This window comes from Aeromonas sp. R4-3 (assembly GCF_040908275.1).
Taxonomy (GTDB): Bacteria; Pseudomonadota; Gammaproteobacteria; order Enterobacterales; family Aeromonadaceae; genus Aeromonas; species Aeromonas rivipollensis.
Map to the genome: position 1 here is coordinate 75,639 of NZ_JBFODK010000023.1, position 22,126 is coordinate 97,764.

Genomic DNA, 22,126 nt, shown 5'->3' on the forward strand with positions numbered 1-22,126 from the left:
CACTTATAACTACAGGAGGAATTACATTACGTTTCTTTCACCCGGTGCTGATGGGGTCATGAGACAAAATGAGTTAATTGCATTCAAGATTATATGAATACTATTTGGCGCCACTTCAGTATGTGTTCTGATCATGGGGTTTATGTTGTTATAAATGGTGGCTTTATTTTTAAGTGGATTAATAAAATTCATTATGTATGAATATTGCTCTGAATTGTGAGATGTAATTATAGTTATAGGTGGAATGTTTTCCTTATTCACTCCATCTCGGATAGAATAAAACACGTCTTTCTTTTCCTTTTCAAAAACCCCATTGACTAAATGTAAATCCCCATGGTTTAAAATATAGTGTTCATCATTGACGATCGGGTCGACAGATACAACAGGAAAACCACCTAACAATCCATGATATAACGCACCGCTCCCTCCTTTAGATGTGCCATAAAAAATAACATTGTTCTTATCTATACCCCTATCCTCCATTATTTTAAAAATTAGGCTCTGAATGTTGAACTCATTTTTAGGTAAAGCGATAGTATTTAGATAGAATGCACCTGTAATTGCGCCTATATCTGCGACTCTTAATATTGCAACGTTTTTACCCAAGTGCTTTTTTAAAGTAGGAAAGTTATTTGGAAAATAACGGCTCAAACTTGATATGTTAGGATTCGGCGCCATTGGGTAAAACATGACTACTAGTTTTTTATCAAATTGCTGCTCTGCATCCTCATACTGATAGACAATATCATTAATATCTATGGTGTATTCTTTTTCTTTGACTGGATTCCATAAGTATTTAATGGAAGAAAGGTGAACTAAAGATGATACACCACCACGTAAAACATATGTCATAAAGCCATGGTTTGTGATCTCTACAAGAATAGTTCTTATATGCTTATGCTTTCTTGATAATTCAATAATATTTTTATCTGCTTCACCAACCCCATTATGGTTGATATGAATGTACTTAATTGACTTGTTACTTAGGTGGTGTCTGAGAACATTCAGTTCAATGTCATGCATTATATTCAATACGGAAGAGCTCATTTATTTCTAGCCTCAATCTGATTGTAAAACATAGAGATTGCATTCATTTGATAATGCTCATGATCAAAATGATTTTTCTCTACTTTATCATCAAGGCTAGCAATCATTCCATCAACAAGCCCTTGCACATTATTATCAACTAAAATACCAGTTCTTCCTTGAAGAACACCACGATTACCAACAATGTTTGTGGCAACAATAGGTAGTTTTAATATCATTGCTTCGAAAAGAACCATTGGCTGGCCTTCGTGATTTGATGAAAGAACAAAACAATTAGAGCGCTTCATATAGGGGAATGGGTTACTTTTACGCCCAAGTAGATGAACAGCATTGTTTAACCCGAGTTTTTTTACTAAAGATGTTATTTCTGATCTAAGTGGACCATCACCCAAAATAATTAGCTGAGTTTTTAAATTGTATTTATGAACCTCATTAAATGCGGTAATTAGTTTTATATGGTCTTTCTCTGGCGACATTCTTCCCATGGTGATGAAAGTATAAACATCATCATCGAAGATCATCGAGTCATCAAAATCAGCATCTAATGATTTAAGAACATAGTCTGGATTTTGAACATTATCTGCAAAGGTAAATTTATCTTTATTTATATCAAACAGTTCACTTAAGTTGTCTCTATTTAAGTCTCTTGTTGCCTCTGACACAGATATTATCGAGTCGTACTTATTATATAACGAGAAGTTACATTTCAAATATGGGTATTTAGATTGGAACTCAGAAAGCATATCGTTATGCTGATATATGACCTTCTTTTTAGCAATATTATCTGGTATTGACGCGAATAGGCTAACCCATTTCTTATTATACCCTTCAAAGTTGACAATCGCATCAAACGGCTTGAAGCCGAAAGCTCTTCTAAAATCTCTGTAAAATGCATTCAGATAAATTTTTTCCATTTCTTGAGATTGGAATGTTTTTGTACTGTCGAATTTTGTAAGGATCCAGGATTCCTCTAAATTCATATTAGGAGAGCCTTTGTAACCTATAATTGAAACATTATCAGGAACTTTTGATATCTCTTCTAATCTGTCAGGGAAGCCATTAATACTATTCACATCAACAGCTAGAGATACATTGTATTTTGAATGGTCAATATGCTGAAGAAGGTTATTGGTAGATGTTGCGATACCATTAGGAAGGAATGGTCCTGCATAAATTAGAATATTCTTTTTTCTTTCATGTTCATCTACTATTTTATCTAATCTTTTCCCGAAGAAAAGCATGTCGATAACTCGTGCACTAGCTTTACCGTCTTCATGGGGGCAAAAATAATTCAGTTTTCTTATATCATCATCATTTATTGTGGTTTTTAGAGACGTTTGGATCGTGTCATAGAGATTACTCTTTATGTAACAGACATGCCCAGGCATTTCCTCTAAGGAAAAGTATAACCCACGCTCTTCAAGATATTCGTCTAGATCATAGGCATAATAGATAATAGGTCTTTTAAGGGGAAGAAAGTCAAATGCTATACTGGAGTAGTCAGTGATAAGCAAGTCTACGCTCGCCAAAAGTTGATTGGTGTCAATATCTTGAGGGACTATTTGTACAGGAAGTGAAAGTCCAGAGAGCAAGTTCTCAATCATATGATGACCACGAAATAGCACTTTATGGCCCAAGGATGACATTATTTTTAAATCATCGATAAGCCTTGTGGTATCGAATCTTGCTTTTCCATGCTCACCTCGCCATGTAGGCGCATATAGGATAATTTTTTCATCATTTTTTACTTTAAGCCTTTGTCTCAGTTTTGTAATCTCATCGCTGGACTGATTCATGGTTATATCTATTCTAGGATAACCTGTCGCTGCGACAATCGCAGTAGATAGTTTTGCTGCATCGTAGCGATTCATGAGGATATCATTTGTATAATCATTCTGAGATATGACATGAGTTGCTTGCAGCAAGTTCCTTGTTACATTGTGGTGTGATAAAAATGAGTCTTTAATATCTTTACCAAGGAATTTAATCGGAGTACCATGCCAAGTATTTAAATATACTTGCTTCTCTTTTCTAATGAAATACTCAGGGAATGTTACATTATTGATTAGATACTTGGCGCTGGATAGATATCTTAAATATGCATCCGACTCTCTCTGAATCACAATTACGTTGCTTTTTCTTCTGATTGACTCTGGTATTTTTACACCTGTTTTTAGCACCCAAATGTATGTGAAACTTTTAAACTCAGGCCTACTTAGCATGTGTTTATACAATGCAAAAGGATTACAACTAACGGATGCACCATGAAAACTTTCAAAAAGAACAACGTTGTCAATTACTTCAAGTCTCTCGAAGTACTCTAGATAGCTATTTTTTTTCTTAGTTGAATTGTTTTTATCAAAGTCATTAAGCTCTACACCATACGACTTTGAAAGAATACGAGTTTCCAAAAATGCATTTACAGCATTCTTGTAGTCACCGGATTTAAAGTAAGCATATCCAAGATGATAGTAATACTCGCTAGAGTAGCCATTATTCTTCTTAGTGGCTAGCCGATAATAATTTATGGCTGATAAGCTATTTCCAGCCGCATCCATTTCCAAGGCTCTCTGATAAAGCTCTTCTGCAGTCCACGGATTTGATGAAAATAGCTTGTAATTTAATTTACTCGTATGGCCATCTCGATTGATTCTCATCATTAGAAACGCTAGGCAAGCTTTATCCAGTTGCTTGCTTTTTGTTAAACAATAGCCAAGGCGATAAAAATAATGCGTGTTATGCTTGACGCTTGATCGTGTGGCCACCTCATATTTGGTTGCGGCCTCCTTCCACTTGTTTTGTCTTTCTAAAACAAAACCAAGGCGATAGTTCCAATTAGAATGGCCAGGTTTGAACTGGAGGGCTGCCTTATAAAATCTTTCAGCAGTCTTCCAGTCATAACATCTGTCATATGCTAAACCAGTGTTATAGATGAGGTCTGCATCTGAATGGTTCAACTTGCTCTTCTCAGTGAATGCAAGCGCAGCCTCAGTCCACAGCCCTCTTTTCCTATGGAAAGCACCGATACCAAAACGCTTAGCATTGAGCGTATTATCGTGATTGATTGCCATACTGTAACTTTCTCTGGCTAAATCAGCTAGACCTAATCTTTCTTGGCAATACCCTAGGAGATAATAAATGTCTGAATTATTTGGTTTGAGCTTTGCGGCTTCAGAGAAAACGTCTATTGCACGTTTGTAATCTTCCAGCTTTTCTAGAACTACACCGAGACGATATAATAAATCACTATCATTTTTATGAATTAATAGAGCTTTTTCTAATGCCTCAGCCTCTTGCCACCACTTAGATTGCTTATTTAAAGATAATGCAAGCTGGCTAAAGTAAATTGGTTTTCTATCATCAAGTTCAATTGCTAATCTAAAAGAATCCTCAGCGGCTGAAAAACGAGAAAAACCTAACAATAACACCCCTGACTCATAGTGTTTTTTCGCATCTACACCATTTCTTTCGGTAATTATTTTAAAAATTTCTTTAGCTTTAGACTTGTTGTCTATATTCTCAAGAGCAATTGCATGTCGATAAAACCATCTTTTTGATCCATTTTTATCTCTTGTGGCAATTTGAAGATGTTTTTCTGCATCCTGCCATCGCTTTAGCTTGCTATAATAAAACCCTAGCTGATAGTGCCACCTATTTATTGTGAGAAGTGATGGTAGTACCTTTTCCAGTTCATTTGCTGCATTTTCCCAGTCTTTTTTATAATGGAAGTACTTTGATTTTATCAATGGGAGTATATGTATCATTTTTTTCTCGTGCTTAAAATTACTGTACAGTAGTGGACTTTAACTTTGATAAAGTTGCTAGACAACTAGCAACGGTTGTCTCTGATTTTTTTATATAAGAATCTGCAAGCTTTCTATAGATGCTGACGGCTAATTCCTTTTGATTCATGATAGATGCATTGGTTGTATCTGTTGATGAGTCAAATTTTTCTCTAGGGATGCGCCATTCACCATAATTTTCTGTCAAGTAAAGGTCATAGTCATCAGGTATATTAAAGTGCGTCCCAAGGAAGGGATAGCTAGTCAGCTTAAAGGGGGTATTGCTCCACTTGAGTTTTACGCCTCCGTGCCAATAGTCATTAGGTTCGCGATAGTGAATGAAAACATCGATCGCGGTACCGTTAACATGCTTAACACGAATGACATGCTGAGATCGTGAGGCTTGGAGATAGAAGAGGCCGGATGTTCTAAGTAATGTTAAGAGTGTATTACTCTCATTGTCACTCCATACGCCGATATCTGCATCCTTATCATGTAGGAGTATACGCCCTTCTCTAATGCAGCCAAGTAGAGTGCCACTGACCAAGAAAAACTCGATACGGTGACTGTCTAATAGCATTTTAATATCTAGGAGTGCTCTCTCAGCTTTTCCTCGCGAAAATGAATTGGGTGCCGGAGCATTTCTTGGTATTGATTCATTGCTTGTGATTTGCTCTATCAATTCCTCCCAAATATTTATCGCTATGTCGTAGAGGCCTGCCCGTAGTGCCCCTGTTGCAATATAGCTACTGACATCAAGATGAAAGCGTTCAACACGTCTTGATGTTATCGCATCTTGCCATGCACGATACAAAAGAGAAAACTCATGCTCATCTTCCACAAGATTTGCCATTACTAGCCAAGTTTTCAATCTTCGGTTATTTCTAGCTAATAAGGTTAGTTTTTCCCAGGCATTATCTTTCCTACCTTCAATATCATCAATACTGCACTGTAAATATGTGGCATCTGCATGATATGGATGCTTAATTAGGACTCGTGCAAGGTGATCTTTTGCTTGGTCATACTTGCCGTGAAGATAATAGGCATGAGCAAAGTAATATGAGGCTATAGTGGGGAGTCTTGGTGCCGGTATAAGAGTGTCTAAGTATATTAGCGTTGACCCTTTTCCGGACTCTACCAGATGAGAAAACAAAATAGCCAATGGCATATTGGCTATTTTGTTGAGCTCTCGAGACTCTCTCCATGACCTCTTAACAAGGAGTCTTATTTGGTTCATTGTTACATATTCATGGTGGCTGCAATAAGCTGCCCAGTACGCCCAGAAGAGATATGTTTCTTTATCATTGTAGACGAGATATTGTCCGTCCTCGGCAAATAACAAACATCGCAATGCTCAGTCAGGAAATCAAACTTGCCCTCCCAATCATGTCCCATCACGAAGATGTCAACGTTGTATTTTTGTACATCAGTGACTTTTTGTTCCCAGTTTACTTCAGGGATAACGAGGTCAACACATGTTAGGTGCTCTAGAATTTTCTTCCGATCTTTATATGGAATTGCAGTTACTTTGTTTTTCATTTCAAGGTTAAACTCATCGGTAGATAACGCAACGATAAGTCTATCACCCATGGCTCGAGCCCTTTTTAATATATTAAGGTGACCAACATGAAAAAGATCGAATGTTCCATATGTTATAACCGTTCTCATTTTTATCCCTTCTTCAGTCCAATCATTATAAATTAAAGTTTAATTGTTCTTAAATACTCATTGAAGCTATTTTTTAAACTACTATGCCGAAGTCCGTACTCAACAAAGGCTTTCATATAACCAAGCTTATCACCACAGTCATGAGATTTCCCCTGCATACAGAAGGCATCGACTTCACCACCTTTGAGCAACTCTGAGATGGCATCTGTTAGCTGAATTTCATCTCCTGCACCCGGTTTGGTCATACGCAGATGTGGCCATATCTCCGGAGTCAATACGTAGCGCCCTACAATGGCGAGGTTTGAGGGCGCCTCATCTTGCTCTGGTTTCTCAACTACATTGAAAATAGTGGCAGATTCGCCAGCGATCACATCAATGGAGCGGCAATCAACAATACCGTATTTGGATACATCCTGTGCCGCTACAGGTTCGACCATGACTTGGGAATGCCCTGATTCGTTATAATTACGAACCATTTTGGCGAGATTATCCTTTTTAAGATCACTCGCGGCATCATCGATGATGACATCGGGTAGTACTACAACGAAAGGGTTGTGACCAACAAGGGGATAAGCTGAAAGCACTGCATGGCCCAACCCTTTTGCTTCCCCTTGGCGGACATGCATAATGGTTACATCTTTGGGGCATATAGTCTGAATTTCTTCGAGAAGCTGGCGTTTTACACGACTTTCCAATGTCGCTTCCAGCTCAAATGACTTGTCGAAGTGGTTTTCTATGGCATTTTTCGACGAGTGTGTGACCAGAATTATTTCCTTGATACCGGCAGCGATACATTCATTGACCACATACTGAATCAAGGGTTTATCTACAATAGGCAGCATTTCCTTTGGAATGGCTTTTGTAGCAGGTAGCATGCGGGTACCCAACCCCGCGACTGGAATTACAGCTTTCATTTTATCCCTTAGCATTGTTTATATTGATTATTATATGGCATAGAGCAGGTGGGACTATAAATATGAAATAGTTCCTCTGTCTTACCTTGTAGAAATTGAAATTATGATTTTTGATGTCCTCTCAAAAGTCAGTTTCACTTCGTTTTAAAATAACCCTGGACAATTAAAGAAGTTGGATGCCGAGATTGAATTAATAGTGAGCTACTCGACTCGAAGGTGATCTCTTTATTTTTATGGTTGTACCTCTCGAACTAGCTAAAGGTGGTCATATCAAGAAGAGTGCCGGATACAAGTGTGACTGGCTTCTGGCTAAACCGTCGGCAGATTGGCAGAGCCTTGGCCCATCAAGTGAGATAGGGCACATGAGATCCTCATGTGCCTGAGCCAGATAATTCAACGTCATATATCGGTCAGTCTTGGTGCTCGCGGAGGGTTGCGAGACCCATCACTATCAAGCCATAGAAGAGGAACAACAATACACCGACGGTAGCCAAGTTGTAGAGACGGCGAGGGTATTCCGCATCCTGTGCCAGGCTCGGTTGACTGATAACCAGCAGGTGTTTGAGCTTGCGGTATGCCTCGACCCTGGTCTGCTCCAGGCTGATGAGGCCCGTCTTATAGAGATCCGCTGCCAGAGTGGCCTGGGTCTGTACATCCAGATAACCGGCGTTGATCTCGTTCATGGCATCTTTATCGAGACCGGTGAGCTTGGCACGCTCCTGCTCCAGTTGCCGGGTCAGGGCATCGACGCGGCTCTGCACCGAGATGACGGCGGGGGCGTTCTCTCTCATATAGCTGCGCAGTTGTTTGAGCTGCGCCTGCTGGTTTACCAGCTCGGCCTCGATCTGGCTGACTACCCCGAGACGGGCGCTACTGGTGGATTCCGGGCTGATAAGTTGATGGCTGTTTTGAAACGCCAGCACCTTGGCCTTCTCATCCTGCAACCGTCGATAGGCGCGATCGACCTCTTTCTCGACAAAGGCCAGTTGATCCAGCGCCACTTGATGCCCCAGCTTGTTGATAAAGCGCTCGGACTCCTTGAGCATCAGGCCCACTACCCGCTGGCCATATTCGGGATCAAATGCCTGCAACTCGATGGTGAGCACGCCCGACAGTTCATCAAAACGTAACATCAGGTGGTTACGATAATATTCGATAAAATCTTCCCGGCTGACATCCTGTGGCAGGCGGGAGAAATAGTCTGCCTGATCGTTCTGGTAATGGGACTTGAGGTCAAGCTCCTTGTCGAGTTTTGCCAGCAGGTCCCAGGAGTTCAGATAATCCTGGATCAATAGGGCATCCTGATGATTGCTGCCGCCAATACCCAGCATCGAGAGGGCATCGGGCAGCATCTTGATCTGGTCAGCCTGCTTGATGATGATCTCCGCCCGGCTCACGTAACGGTCAGAGGCGATGACCCCCAGATAGAGAGCCGCAATGGTAAAACAGGCGACGACCCAGAGAAAACTGCCGAGCTTGAGGCTCTGCTGCCAGGAGCGGTGGGCAATCTGAAAGCCGCTGGAGTCGATAAAGAAACGCTTGGGCTCATTGCCGAGCTTGCGCAGTTTGCGTGCGAAGCGGGATGGTCTTTCGGAACGGATAGGTTGGGTCATGGTGAATGCAGCTTGTTAGAGATTCTGATAAATGCGGATGGCGTCATCGATATTGTCGAAGATTTCCAGTGTACTGTTGCGCAGCAATATCCCCATGTCGCACTGCTGGCGCAGGTTTTTCATGTCGTGGGACACCATGATAAGGCTCGCGGTCTCGCGCTTTTGATTGAAGGTATCAATGCATTTTTGTTTGAAACGAGCATCCCCCACCGAAGTGATCTCATCGGTCAGATAGATATCAAAGTCAAAAGCCATACTGACGGCAAAGGAGAACTTGGATTTCATGCCGCTGGAGTAGGTTTTTATTGGCAGCTCGAAGTGCTTTCCTATTTCGGAAAACTCCTTGACCCACTCCTCCACCTCTTGGGTATCGCGTACACCGTGGATACGACAGACGAAGCGGGTGTTCTCCCGCCCTGTCATGCTCCCTTGAAATCCGCCACTGAGGGCCAGCGGCCAGGAGACGCGACAATGGCGCGTTACCTTGCCCTGATTGGGTGTATCCATACCGCCCAGCAGGCGAAGCAGGGTGGATTTGCCCGCACCGTTGACCCCCAGAATACCGATGTTGCGATCCTGCGGCAGTGTGATGCTCACATCCCGCAGCACATAGTTGCGGCCGAACTTGGTGGGGTAGTACTTGGATACATTGTCGAGAATGATCATGTTATTCCGCACTCATTGGCGATCAACTGGCGATCAGCCGGCGATGGCTCAGACGATAGCAGCTCATGGCAAAAGTCAGCAGCAGCAGGGTCACGCCTGACAGATAGGCCGCGCTGACATTGGGACTGCTGTAACCGGCGATCCAGCCACTTCGGATCAGCTCGAGGGCATGCACCAGCGGGTTCCATAAAAACCAGTGTTGATACTGGACTGGGATGCTGATCAGGGGATACATCACACAAGAGATAAACATCAGCGGCATCATCAGCAGACCGAGGAACTTGTCTGCCTCCTGAAATAGCGTGCAGATAACGCAGAAGACGATACCGAGGGAAAAGGAGAACACCATCAACAGCAAATAGATGAGGATCACCTGCAAGGGATCCGCCGGAATGGCATCGAACCCGAACCAGAGCAGCCCCAGTACCAGGATGATACCCACCATCATGCCAATCATGGTCTCGAGCATGAAGCGGGCAACAAAGGTAGAAAATGGGGTCACCTGCCGGTAGCAGAACAGCCCCATATTGGCGCTGACCGCGGATTGCAGCTTGCTCACGACATTCTTGAAAAAGAGAAAGGGCAAATAGCCGGCAGTTATAAAGAGTGGTGCCGGCGCCCCCCCGAACCCACTGTGGCCGCGCAGCCCGAAAATCAGGCTGAAGGCGCTGATCATCAGTAAGGGATCGATCAAGGCCCAGGCATAGCCCAGCCGGTAACTGCCAAAACGGGTCTTCAGTTCTCGGATAAGCAAACCAAACGTCACATCGCGCAGCACCTGCAGGGGCGTTCGAGGTGTTTGATTGAGAATGGGTTTATGCATTGAGTCGTTTACCGTATGGCAGACTCGCCGATTGACGAGTCTGCATTGTTCGGTGGGCGGTTTAGTTGATGGCTACGTTTGCCGCCACGGCGATCTGATAGATGATCTGGGTGATGTCTTTGACAGACTGCATGGTTTTGCTGTCAACCTTGGGCAATACCATGATCTGATCCCCGGGTTGAACATTCCCCTGGCCCTTGAACTCCACCAACCCGTTGGCATGCACGACGGCGATGCGCTGATCATTGGCTCGCTCGGTAAACCCGCCAGCCCAGGCAACATAGTCATCGAGGTTGGCATTGGGGTTGTAGACTACTGCCTGCGGCATCAGCACTTCACCGCCAACCTGAATGAGATCCGTCTTGTTCGGGATCACAATCTGGTCGCCTTGCTCCAACTGAATGTTGGCGATGATGCCCTTGTCGGCGACTACCACCTTGCCCAGAGGCTGAATCTTGCGAGCCTTGTCCACAAACTGCATGACCAGCTCGGCCTCTTTGGCACGGATGGTTGCCTCACCATCCGAACTGGCCGGCGCGGTGAATACGCTGCGCTCCAGGCGGTTGAGCGACTCATCCAGCATCTCTTTTTGCCGGATGGCCACGCTCTTTCGCATCAGATAGATGGATTGGTAATCGGCCAGATCCGGATTGATCGGAATGTGGTTGAGCAGATCGTGCAGTTTGGTCTCTTTGCGGACGGTGAAGTAAGAGGGTCCCATATAACTGCCGGTGACCTGCACATCGTAAACTTGTGCATGCATGTCATCGTTAAACAGCACCTTGTCGCCGTCCTTGAGTTGGACCTGAGCAAAATCTTTGTAAGGCAGATAAATAGAGAAGGGACCGTTTGCACGATCACCAATTACTCCGACATGACTCACCTTGGCGAGGGGCAGGGCATAATTGACCAGTTCCGAACCCAGTGTATTACGCTGCTTTAATTCGAAGCGGAATGGATTGCGAACCTTGCCAGCCACATTGATCATCGGCCCCTGGGGTTCCACCAGGATCACATCCTGATCCTTCAGGGAAAGCTTGGGCATTTTGCCTTTCTGCATGAATTCATACAGGTCGATCTGCTGGAGGACCTGGTTTTGGCGCAAGACCTTGATTTGACGGTAGCTGCCACGCTCTGAATCGATGCCACCCGCCCGCTTGAGGAAATAGAGCACGCTGTCAGACGATTGTCCGGCATATTGGCCTGGGCGGATCACCGGCCCTGTCACGAATACACTCACTGGTGTTGTCGTCAGCAAATTGACGTAAATGTTGACGTTGTTGGTGAATACATCACCAATCTTGCTGGTTACCAGATTATTGATTTGGCTGGCAGGAACATTCTTGACATTGATGGGGCCAACATCAGGGATGAAAATATTGCCCTGATTGTCGACTGTTACCACATTGGAGAAATTGACGGCGCCCCAGATCCAGATATTCAGCTTGTCACCTGGTGCTATCAGGTAATTGTCATTCAAGCCATCACTGCGTTCGGTTTCATATCCACCTGCAAAGAGGTTGGCGCCGTAGGGGGGAGGGAGTCCGGCTTCGGCCTGTGGCAGTAATTTCCGCACATCTGCCTCACCTGGCAGCAACATGCCTTGCCGATTTTGTTGCGCAAAACTGCCGGTTGTTGAACTTGTGCTGGCTTGACCACTCAGCGATGACTGGCCGCCAAGTTGGGGCCGATTGTTATCCCCTGAATTACCCGACAGGTTATAGCCAAATGATGCCCCATTTGCCTGGGCCTGGTCCGGTGCACTAGCCGCCATGGTGGTGCAGGAGGCACTGATGAGAAACAGGAGGGTACTCAGATGACGAACGTTCATTTTCAAAACAGATACCTTCGAGTTTTATTGTTCAGCAAGAAGGCTGCTGACAGAAGCCTGATCCAATTGAGGTATCAGGTACCACATTTCTTCACTCTTGCATGCGACACTTCTTTGCGAGTGGCCTTGCATGTTGTTGAACAGCAGGTCAACGCACTCACGTCCCATGGCCGACACATAGCGTTGACCCAGGGTGAAGGTAACGCCGTTTGTGCTGAGTGCAGCCCCTTGAGGTTGGGTATTGAGCGCCTGTTGCAGATTTGCTGGCATGGCTTGTTGTGCTGTGGTCGATGATGGATTGACGAGGGGACGGGAGGCTTCGACCTGCTTTGGCTCATATGCGCAGCCAGCGATAGACATGGCTAGCGATATCGCCAGAAACCGGGTTGCGTAGTTCATGTGTCAATATTGTCCATGGAGTCAAAACTTGAAATGTAAATAATGCGTTAATTTTGTGTTATCGGCGGTGTTCGTCTTGCGATAATACTTGCCTCATGTCCTACCTTGGTCGTGCTGTACCGAAACTGTACATGGAAGTACATTATCTCAAAAGTAAAAAAAGAGAAAAGCTACCGCACGGAAGTGACATTGCTCCGGCCTAGGGGGGGGTCAAATTGAGGCTTGAAATAAAATTAAAAACATAAGGCGGACTGTCATCAACAGCCCTGTTTGAATAGCTTTCCAGTCGTGCTGGAGCCGAGCTCACATATATTGCGTTATTTCGACACGCTCGTCATGTTTAATTTTATTCCGGGCGCATATTACCTGTGGGTTGCGAATGAGTCAATACATATTAGTCGTGTAACTGGTAGCGCCAGAGTGATTTAATCTATTGTTATGTAACTATATTTTCATGTTTGCAGTAATGATTGAAACAGGTCTGATGAGTATTTTTAGCGCAGAAGTTGTCAATTTAGAAAGCTCTTAAATAAGGAATGTTTGAGATATCCATTTGATGATGGATATTTTTGTTGCATCAGAAGTAATGATGTGGTTGGTGTGGCAGGGAACGTTATTAAGGCTTACATAGTGTAGGTCATTAGTGTTATCCCCTTGAACATAACGCTCAACTGCTAATTTTGTAGACTATTTCTTCGAAAACTTATGCATTTTTAGTTTTTGGTGTTGAGTTGACAGCTCTTTCCCTCACTGACTATGCCTGATGTGTACCTGTTTGACGCTTGACAAAGCGGGGACATCAGGATGCAGGAGGGGGCATGGACGCCAATCTTCACTCGATAGCCAGATTATTGCTCTTGCTGAGCATGAGCACGACAGCCATTGCCAATGACGAAGTCGTGGCTGTGCAGCTAGGAACACCTGCCGAAAACGAGAAGCTCGATATTTATACTGCTGACATCAAGTTCCACCATATGTTCTGGCAATGGGGTGAATCGGGTTGTCAGTTTGGTCTGGGGGTGCGTGGTGGCGTGCTGGATGTTGGCCATGAATCCGGGGCCCGGTTGGGTGCTGGAGGGCGTGCTGAATGCCTGTGGGGCCAATGGGTGGTATGGATGCCGGTTGAGGTACTGTGGCTGAGCAAACATGAGTTCGGGCACAAGGGGAATGGTTTCAAGGACTATGGTGGCCCTGTCCAGCTATCAACAGGATTGGGGTTGGGGTATGTCTTCAATCGGAACTTGCTGTTGGGGTACCAGTATGAACATATGTCCAATGGACATATGTATGAGCACAACCCATCACTGGACAGCCATACACTCCACATCGAGTACAGATTCTAGATTTTCATCAGATCTTCTGAGCGGTGTTCGACGTTCAGGATACCCGTGGCATGGGGCCGGTACGACCATCATACCTGGTTCAGCGCCCCAGATATTCCCTGTCGAAGAAGGTGTTGACCCAGTGGGGTCGATAGACGGCGAGCAGTGTCATGGCCATGCCGTTGAGCAGGGCCTCGGGGAAGAGCAGCAGCGGCCAGATGGAGAGGTAGTCGGCACCGATGGTGTGCCAGGGGTAGGTGCCGCTCATCCCCATCAGCAGGGCGCTGGCGAGGATCTTGACCGAGATGCTGAGCGCCCCCCCAAGAAAGGCGGCCACGAACAGGTAGACGAAGAGGTGGCGGGGCAACCAGGCCCAGCTTGCCAGAAACAGCAGCCAGCTGGTGGCCACCGGCAGCGCGACACCGATGAGCGCCTGCCAGCCGAACTCCGCCAGGTTGATGACACCAAAGGCCCCGAGGATCAGCAGGGTGAGGCAGGGGGCCAGCAGGGCGAGGCGCCAGCCCAGCAGCAGGGTCAGGCTGGTGAGGCCGAGAAAGTGGATCTCCAGCCCCTCGTGGAGGCCTGCCCGCAAGGTCCAGAGCGGCACCAGGACGATGGCGCTCCCCAGGCAGAGGTGCTGATAGAGGGGGTTGGCGTGGAGGGTGCGCAGCAGGGAGGCGTTCAGGCTGAAGGCGAGCAGCACCAGCCAGAGCAGGAGGGCGGCGACTTGTCCTTCACTCATGACCTCTCCTCTTGTGCCGGCGCTGCAAGGCCAGGGGCGCAATAAAAAGAGGCCGCCCTGTACCGGGCGGCCCCCTGTCTCAATACTTCACGTTGGGGTGGTACTTGCCGAGGATGGCCTGGACCCTGTCCATGGTCTCCTTGCTGGGGGGCTTGATCCCGGTCAGATCGTAAGTGTCTCCCAGCACGTCCCACTTGTGCTTGCCGAGTTCGTGGTAGGGCAGCAGCTCCACCTTCTCGACGCACTCCCCCAGCTCTGCGATGAACTGGCCGAGCCCCTCGGCGCTCTCGTCATCGTCGGACCAGGTGGGCACCACCACGTAGCGGATCCACATGGTCTGGCCGCGGGACGCCAGGTAGCGGGCAAACTCCAGGGTGTACTTGTTGCTGACATGGGTGAGGGGGATGTGCTTCTCGTCGTTGATCTGCTTGATGTCGAGCAGCACCAGATCGGTGTTGTCGAGCACCCGATCGAGCAGCTCGTCGTAGTGACGCACGAAGCCGTTGGTATCCAGGCAGGTGTGGATCCCTTGCGCCTGGCAGGCGGCAAACAGCTCGGCGATGAACTCTTGCTGCAGCATGGCTTCCCCACCGGAGGCGGTGACGCCGCCGCCGGAGGCATTCATGAAGTGGCGGTAGCTGGTGAGATCTTGCATCAACTCGGGCACAGTGACCTCGCGGCCGCCCTGGGTGTCCCAGGTGTCCCGGTTGTGGCAATACTTGCAGCGCATCAGGCAGCCCTGCATGAACACGATGAAGCGGATGCCGGGGCCGTCGACTGTGCCGCAGGTCTCGACGGAATGGATCCGGCCAATGATGTCGGGATTGCTGGTGTCGCTAACGGTGGCGGCAGGGATCCGCTGAGTGCCCTGATCGGCAGGGCCGCTGGTTTCAACGGCAGGGATCCGGTTAATGACTGACATAGACGACTCCAATTGTTCGGACAGGGTTCGAGCGGTCGTTATTTTATGACATAAAGCCCTATAAATCCTACCAGTTTAGCCTGCCGGGGTGGCACCCAGCAGACTCTCCAGTGCCTTGACGGGGAGCGGGCGGCTGGTCAGGAAGCCTTGGTAGTGCTGGCATCCCAGGGCCTTGAGCACGGCCAGCTGCTCCTCGTCCTCCACCCCTTCGGCGGTCACCGTGAAGCGAAACACCTTGGCGAGATCCAGGATGGCCTTGACGATGGCCTTGTCCTGCTCGCTGTGTACCAGCGTCTGGATGAAGCTCCTATCCAGTTTGACCTCATCGGCGGGCAGATCGCGCAAATAGGCGAGAGAAGAGTACCCGGTACCGAAGTCATCGATGGAGATGAGGATGCCCAGCCCCTTGAGCTGGCGGATCTTGGCGATGCTGTCCAGCCGGTTCTCCAGCACCACGGACTCGGTGACCTCCAGCAGCAGGCGCGACGGCGGAACCCCGGTATCGCGCAGCACGTACTCCACCTGCTGCACGAAGCCGGCGGTGTGGAACTGGCGGGCGCTGACGTTGACCGACAGATGGGGGATGGCGAGGCCGTTGTTGAGCCAGAAGCTGTACTGGGCGCAGGCGGTCTTCATCACCCAGTAGCCTATCTCCTGGATCAGGGTGGTCTCTTCGGCGATGGGAATGAAATCCCCGGGGGGGATCATGGTGCCGTCCATCTTCTGCCAGCGCAGCAGGGCCTCCACGCCGGAGAGACTGCCGTTGTCGACCCTGTACTGGGGTTGATAGTGCAGCACCAGCTCGTTGTTGCGCAGGGCATCGCGCAGCTGGTTGTTGAGGGAGAGCTTGCTCTTCTCCTTCTCCGCCATGGCCTCGCTGAAGAAGATGTGGTTGCCCTGGCCGGCCCGTTTGGCCATGTGGACGGCGGTATCGGCCTGCTGCATCAGGATCAGGTGATCCTTGTCATCGTCGCTGAACAGGCTGATCCCCACGGAGGCGCTGCAGTGCAGCTTGTGATCGCCGATGTCGAAGGGGAGCCGGAAAATGCTCATCAGCTCGCGGGCGAAGTGCTCCGCCAGTATCTTGGCGGTGACATAGCCCTGGCCCAGCGCCGTGAACAGCAGGGCGAACTCGTCTCCCGAGGTGCGGGCCAGCACCAGGTTCTCCTGGGGCAGGGACTTGAGCCGCACCACCACGGCCTGGAGCAGCAGATCGCCGCAGGCGTGGCCGAGGGAGTCGTTGATCGACTTGAAGTTGTCGAGATCCAGCAGCAGCAATGCCCCCCATTGCCCGTTCGGGCTTTGCAGGGTGCGCTGCATGATGTCGTTCAGGCTGCGCCTGTTGTAGAGGTCGCACAGATCGTCGTAATAGGCGAGCCGCTCTATGTGGCGGGCCGCCTCCCTCTCCTGGGTGATGTCGTGGAAGCTGCAGACGAAGTGGCTGATCTCGTCCTCCTCATCCTTGACGCCGCTCACCATCAGTCGCACCGGGAAGAGATGGCCTTCCTTGTGCAGGCACTGCTCCTCGCCGAGCCAGTATCCCTGCTTATCGACGGCGGCAATGACCTCCTGCTTGAGGCTGTCGCCATAGTAGGTGGGCCTCAGGGCCTCGATATGCTGACCGAGCATCTCGTCATCCCCGAACCCTGTGATGCGGCTGAAGGAGTTGTTGACCTTGAGGATGATGCCGCCGTGATCCATCACCAGCAGACCGTCGTGGGTGTTGAAGGCCACTTCGGCCAGGCGCAGGGCATCGTCGTTGGCGAGGCGCTGCAGTTCGATGGCGGCACGCTCACGCTGCTCGTAGAGGGCATCGAGCAGGGGAATGGGGTCGGCCAGCGGCCCGTCGAGCAGCAGGGTGATCTGACCCAGGGGGACGCCGCCCTGGCCCTGGAGGGGAATGCCGATGTAGGCCTTGGCGTTGAGGGCCAGCAGCTGGGTGGCCTGGGGATAGCGCAGGGGCAGGTCTTCCACATAGAGGCTCTGGCCGTGCTGGAAGATCTCCCGGCCCGGGCCTATCTCCATCCGCATGGGCTTGACCGCGGAGAAGGTCTCTCCTTCCAGTACGCAGCGGGGAATGAGCCAGAGATCCTGGCCACGCAGCTGAAACTCTCCGAGCCAGCCGATGCGGGCGCCGCTCGCCGTCATGGCCCAGCGCACCAGGGCGCGGCAATACTCATTGCCGGTCTTGCAACTGAGCCCGCTTGGCAGGGTGAAGGGGGAGGCCTCGGCCACCTCGAGTTCGGGCTGCCAGTGGCCCAGCAACTGGGCGCAGTGGCGCACCAGCTGCAGCGTCTCTTCGCCTATCAGGGTCGTCTCGGCGTATTCGAGGCTGAGCACGCCGATGAGCTTCTCCTGCTCCAGCAGGGCGCCGTCCAGGCGGGAGCTGACATTGGCATTGGCCAGATAATAGTGCTGGCTCAGCATGGGTTGGTGGGCGGCCTCCGAGAAGCTCAGGGCACCCCGGGTACGCAAGGCCCGGATGTAGCGACTGTCACCGCGAATGGCACCGACAGAATCCGCATTCAGGGTGAAGACAGGGGTCAGCTGCTCGCTGCCGAGGGGGCCATTGGCCTGGTAGTGCCAGAGGATCAGGCGATCGGCCCCCAGGCACTCCCTGAGGCTCTCCAGCATGGGGGCATACTGCTGCTGGCTGGCCATCTGGCTCAGGCGCGGCAGTTGCAGCGACAAGCTGGCCGCACTCTCCTGGGGTTGGGTCTGCAGGCAGATGAGCCAGAAGGCGTCCTGCTCATGGGAGAGGGAGATATGCCACTGCTGGGCGGCAAAGCGCAGCAGCAGCTTGCCCCCCTTGCCGCTGGCGAGCCGCTGCTCTATGGGCTGGCGCAGGGCATCCGGCAACTGGGCCGGCCAGGCGCTGCGGGGCTCATCGAGCCAGTGGAGCGGGGTCTGCATCACATCGGTCAGGGCGACCAGCCGTTGACTACGGGTATCCAGGCGAAAGAACAGGGGGGCCTGGCTGGCTGTCGGGAGATGACTGAGCGCGGTAGACGACATGAACTGACACTATCCTGTTGAGCAATTGTCGGAGGGCAAGAATACTGCAAATCCGCGGCAAACAAAATTTCATTGAAACCTAAATTAGATTGCTCTAATTTAATGTCAATTTCTCGTTGAGTGGAGTCTTGTAGATGAAACGGATCCTGATTGTGGGTGGTGTCGCCGGGGGCGCGTCGGCGGCGGCCCGCGCCCGTCGTTTGAGCGAAGAGGCTGAGATAGTGATGTTCGAGCGGGGCGAGTTTGTCAGCTTCGCCAACTGCGGTCTGCCCTATCACATCGGAGGGGATATCCCCAATCGGGATGCCTTGCTGCTGCAGACGCCCCAGAGCTTCAAGCGCCGTTTCAACGTCGATGTGCGGGTCTTCCACGAGGTGATCGAGATAGACAAGGCGAGCAAGAGTCTGCTGGTGCGCAACCTGCAAACCGGCGAGGAGCGGCGCGAGCCCTACGATGTGCTGCTGCTGAGCCCGGGGGCGGCGCCTATCCGTCCTCCCTTCCCCGGCATCGACAGCCCGGGCGTGCACACCCTGCGCAACATCCCCGACATGGATCGCATTCTGGCGGCCCTGCGCCACGACAATCCGCGCCATGTCACCGTGGTGGGCGGGGGATTTATCGGGCTGGAGATGATGGAGGCGCTGCATCAGCGCAAGCTGGATGTCACCCTGCTGGAGCTGGCCGATCAGGTGATGGCGCCGGTGGACAAGGAGATGGCCAACATGCTCCATGCCCGCATCCGGGAAGAGGGGATCGATCTGCGTCTGCGCACCGGTCTATCAGCCATCGAGAGTCTGGATCTGCCCGCCGAGAAGACGGCAGCCGTGCCCACCGCCAACAGCGGCGGCCTGCGTCTGACCCTCAATGACGGCACCCATCTCGACACCGGTATGCTGATCCTCGCTATCGGCGTCAAGCCCGAAACCCTGCTCGCCGCCAAGGCGGGGCTGGAATTGGGGCCGCGCGGCGGCATCAAGGTCGATGCCGGCATGCATACCTCGGATCCCTTCATCTTTGCAGTGGGGGATGCGGTGGAGGAGACCGATTTCGTCACCGGCGAATCTGTGCTGATCCCGCTGGCGGGTCCTGCCAACCGGCAGGGACGCATCGCCGCCGACAACATGCTGGGCCGTGCGGAAACCTACAAGAAGACCCAGGGCACCGCCATCTGCAAGCTGTTCGATCTGGCGGTGGCGAGCACGGGGCTGAACGAGAAGCGACTGGTGCAACTGGGTCTGCCGTTCGAGAAGGTTTATGTCCACCCGGGCAGCCACGCCGGTTACTACCCCGGTGCCCACCCGGTCAGCCTCAAGCTGCTGTTTGCTCCCGATGGCAAGATTTATGGCGCCCAGGCCATCGGCAAGGATGGGGTCGACAAGCGCATAGACGTGCTGGCGGTGGCCCAGCGTGCCGGGCTCACCGTCTTTGACTTGCAGGATCTGGAGCTCACCTATGCGCCGGCGTTCGGCTCGGCCAAGGATGCGATCAACATGGCGGGCTTCGTGGCGAGCAACCACTTGAAGGGGGATACCATCCTCTGCCACGCGGCCGAGGTACAGGCCCGCAACCCGCACCAGCTGGTGGTGGATGTGCGCAACGCCCCCGAGCTCGACAAGCTGGGGCGCATACCGGGGGCCCTGCATATTCCCCTCGACGAGCTGCGCGGTCGTCTCGATGAGCTGCCCAAGGATAAAGAGCTGCTCATCAGCTGTCAGGTGGGCCTGCGCGGCCATGTGGCCTGTCGCCTGCTGAGCCAGCACGGCTTCAAGGTGAAGAACCTCTCCGGTGGCTTCAAGACCTGGCAACTGGCCATCGCCGAATAGGCCTGCCCGGCCGAAATGGCCCAATTGACTGCTTTGCATGAAAATGGGCCACTCCATGGAGTGGCCCATTTTTACACCATGAGCACAGCCCGATCAGGGGGCGCCGTCATTGAGCTGCTTGCGAATGTGGTGCTGCAAGACCGCCAGCATGGAGGCGCCGGAGAGGCCTATCATCAGGGCGCCGTTGACCGCCTCGAGGGGGCCGAGCAGCTTCCACTGCGGGCTCATGACGATGTCGCCATAGCCCAGGGTGGCGAAGTTGACCCCGGAGTGGTAGACGGCCTCCTGCAGGGTGTCGAACTCCCCGAGCCACAGGAAGAGCCCGCCCCAGACGCCGATCTGGGCCAGGTTGCCCAGCATCATCAGGGTGATGATGCCAAACAGCGCCAGCATGCCGGCCAGCACCCCCTCGCGCTTGCCGAACCGCTTGATGTAGAAGCGGATGCACCAGACGGATACCAGGGATTGCAACAGCATGTTGATCAGGATCACCGGGATGCCGACCATAAATATGAGAAACATGTCAGTCTCCTAACTTGGCTTCTGCCAGTGGGCGGCCGACCGGCCACCACTGCTCGAGCAGCAAGATACACAGCCAGCCATAGCCGGCCACCACCAGATAGAGGCCACAACGCATGGCGGCCGCCAACCACACATCCTTGCCGGTGGCGCTGTCCTCTATGGCCGGGCCAAACAGGATGAGCGCCGTGATCCAGGCGTTGCTCCAGAACGACGGCGAGCAGCGGCTCGCCACCAGCCGGATCAGACGTCGCGCCAGCCAGAGGGTCATCAGGGCCAGCATCAGCACCAGCATCAAGAGCGAGGGCCAGAGGCTGAGCCCCAGCCAGAGTGCGCAGGCCAGCAGGGCGCCCATCAGGGTCGAGAGCACCAGCTCCTGGCCCGCCTGTCTGGCGTTGAGGGAGGTGCTCTGCTGGGCCAGCGCCACCGTCTTCATCACCGCCGGAATGTAGAACGCCGGGTTGCCGAGGGCCAGCAGCCACACCGGCAGCACTATGGCGACGGCGCGCAGCGCCAGCCGTTTGGGATGTTCGGGGGGCAATGGCACGGGCCTTGCCGCCGCTCCCGCCACCGGCAGGGGAGGGAAGAGCGCGTGAGCCATGCGGTTGACCAGGGTACCTATCAGGATCCCCAGCCCCATCATCTGGGCGATGGCGATGGCAAGGGACTGCTCGATGAGCCCGGCCACCGGGATCACCGTAATGGCCATGATGAGCAGCATGGCGGCGGCCCCCTTGCCGGCCATCGACTGCTGCATCAGCAGGTAGAGCAGCAGGCCGATGAGCAGCACGGCCGCCAGGGCATAGTGGGTCAGCAGGGGGACCAGCAGCACCCCGGCGGCCATGATCCCCAGCAGCAGGAGTCCCCCTGCCAGCCCCTTCTTCAGGCCGAGCGCCTCCCCGGGGCGGCACAGCACCACCCAGGCCATGATGACGCCGAGGTGGGGCATGGGCAGGGCCAATCCGTAACAGATCCCCGCCGCGAGCCCGATGCCCGTGCCAATGCGCAGTACAGCCCTGTCGGCGTTATGCATATGGCGC

At 51.3% G+C, this 22,126-nt stretch carries 17 protein-coding genes; 2 read left to right on the forward strand and 15 right to left on the reverse strand.

The features are described from left to right. Positions 1 to 21 precede the first annotated feature (21 nt). The 10 genes from AB5Y91_RS06550 to AB5Y91_RS06595 all read right to left on the reverse strand — a co-directional run bounded on the left by AB5Y91_RS06550 (position 22) and on the right by AB5Y91_RS06595 (position 12,743). Positions 22 to 1,047, reverse strand: coding sequence for an XcbB/CpsF family capsular polysaccharide biosynthesis protein (locus tag AB5Y91_RS06550; RefSeq protein WP_368169341.1), 1,026 nt, complete (start codon positions 1,045 to 1,047; stop codon positions 22 to 24). Beyond that, on the reverse strand, positions 1,044 to 4,811 hold the full coding sequence (locus AB5Y91_RS06555; RefSeq protein ID WP_368169342.1) for a CDP-glycerol glycerophosphotransferase family protein: 3,768 nt from the start codon (positions 4,809 to 4,811) through the stop codon (positions 1,044 to 1,046). Before AB5Y91_RS06555 ends, AB5Y91_RS06550 begins: the two co-directional genes overlap by 4 nt. A gap of 19 nt (positions 4,812 to 4,830) precedes the next feature. Then, positions 4,831 to 6,066: a tetratricopeptide repeat protein gene (locus AB5Y91_RS06560; protein WP_368169343.1), complete on the reverse strand. Its 1,236-nt coding sequence runs from the start codon at positions 6,064 to 6,066 to the stop codon at positions 4,831 to 4,833. A gap of 2 nt (positions 6,067 to 6,068) precedes the next feature. Then, the gene (gene tagD, locus AB5Y91_RS06565; RefSeq protein WP_368169344.1) at positions 6,069 to 6,497 is read right to left on the reverse strand and encodes a glycerol-3-phosphate cytidylyltransferase; all 429 of its coding nucleotides are present in this window, start codon (positions 6,495 to 6,497) and stop codon (positions 6,069 to 6,071) included. A gap of 32 nt (positions 6,498 to 6,529) precedes the next feature. Next, positions 6,530 to 7,426, reverse strand: a complete 897-nt coding sequence (gene galU, locus AB5Y91_RS06570; protein WP_368169345.1) for a UTP--glucose-1-phosphate uridylyltransferase GalU — start codon at positions 7,424 to 7,426, stop codon at positions 6,530 to 6,532. Positions 7,427 to 7,821: 395 nt separating this feature from the next. After that, positions 7,822 to 9,024 (reverse strand): sugar transporter, encoded by a 1,203-nt coding sequence (locus AB5Y91_RS06575; RefSeq protein ID WP_368169346.1) that lies wholly within the window; start codon positions 9,022 to 9,024, stop codon positions 7,822 to 7,824. Positions 9,025 to 9,039: 15 nt separating this feature from the next. Then, entirely contained in the window at positions 9,040 to 9,690 is a 651-nt protein-coding gene (locus AB5Y91_RS06580; protein ID WP_275058440.1) for an ABC transporter ATP-binding protein, read from the reverse strand. A gap of 22 nt (positions 9,691 to 9,712) precedes the next feature. Beyond that, entirely contained in the window at positions 9,713 to 10,513 is an 801-nt protein-coding gene (locus AB5Y91_RS06585) for an ABC transporter permease (RefSeq protein ID WP_368169347.1), read from the reverse strand. 61 nt (positions 10,514 to 10,574) lie between these two features. Next, positions 10,575 to 12,344, reverse strand: coding sequence for a polysaccharide biosynthesis/export family protein (locus AB5Y91_RS06590; RefSeq protein WP_368169420.1), 1,770 nt, complete (start codon positions 12,342 to 12,344; stop codon positions 10,575 to 10,577). Between the two features lie 24 nt (positions 12,345 to 12,368). Beyond that, positions 12,369 to 12,743: a hypothetical protein gene (locus AB5Y91_RS06595; RefSeq protein WP_106887241.1), complete on the reverse strand. Its 375-nt coding sequence runs from the start codon at positions 12,741 to 12,743 to the stop codon at positions 12,369 to 12,371. An 818-nt stretch (positions 12,744 to 13,561) separates the two neighbouring features. On the opposite strand from AB5Y91_RS06595, the gene AB5Y91_RS06600 reads away from it, so the two are divergent. Beyond that, the gene (locus AB5Y91_RS06600) at positions 13,562 to 14,086 is read left to right on the forward strand and encodes an acyloxyacyl hydrolase (protein WP_368169348.1); all 525 of its coding nucleotides are present in this window, start codon (positions 13,562 to 13,564) and stop codon (positions 14,084 to 14,086) included. A gap of 79 nt (positions 14,087 to 14,165) precedes the next feature. Here AB5Y91_RS06600 and AB5Y91_RS06605 read toward each other — a convergent pair whose 3' ends face one another. The 3 genes from AB5Y91_RS06605 to AB5Y91_RS06615 all read right to left on the reverse strand — a co-directional run bounded on the left by AB5Y91_RS06605 (position 14,166) and on the right by AB5Y91_RS06615 (position 18,744). Next, entirely contained in the window at positions 14,166 to 14,807 is a 642-nt protein-coding gene (locus tag AB5Y91_RS06605; RefSeq protein WP_368169349.1) for an energy-coupling factor ABC transporter permease, read from the reverse strand. Positions 14,808 to 14,886: 79 nt separating this feature from the next. Continuing rightward, the gene (gene pflA / locus AB5Y91_RS06610; RefSeq protein WP_082030047.1) at positions 14,887 to 15,729 is read right to left on the reverse strand and encodes a pyruvate formate lyase 1-activating protein; all 843 of its coding nucleotides are present in this window, start codon (positions 15,727 to 15,729) and stop codon (positions 14,887 to 14,889) included. A 75-nt stretch (positions 15,730 to 15,804) separates the two neighbouring features. Then, entirely contained in the window at positions 15,805 to 18,744 is a 2,940-nt protein-coding gene (locus tag AB5Y91_RS06615; protein WP_368169350.1) for an EAL domain-containing protein, read from the reverse strand. Between the two features lie 134 nt (positions 18,745 to 18,878). On the opposite strand from AB5Y91_RS06615, the gene AB5Y91_RS06620 reads away from it, so the two are divergent. Next, the gene (locus AB5Y91_RS06620) at positions 18,879 to 20,567 is read left to right on the forward strand and encodes an FAD-dependent oxidoreductase (RefSeq protein WP_368169351.1); all 1,689 of its coding nucleotides are present in this window, start codon (positions 18,879 to 18,881) and stop codon (positions 20,565 to 20,567) included. Between the two features lie 93 nt (positions 20,568 to 20,660). Here the strand turns inward: AB5Y91_RS06620 and AB5Y91_RS06625 are convergent, their stop codons facing one another. After that, positions 20,661 to 21,089: an ion channel gene (locus AB5Y91_RS06625; RefSeq protein ID WP_368169352.1), complete on the reverse strand. Its 429-nt coding sequence runs from the start codon at positions 21,087 to 21,089 to the stop codon at positions 20,661 to 20,663. Between the two features lies 1 nt (position 21,090). Then, positions 21,091 to 22,119: a DUF2955 domain-containing protein gene (locus AB5Y91_RS06630; RefSeq protein ID WP_163134898.1), complete on the reverse strand. Its 1,029-nt coding sequence runs from the start codon at positions 22,117 to 22,119 to the stop codon at positions 21,091 to 21,093. Between the last annotated feature and the right edge of the window lie 7 nt (positions 22,120 to 22,126).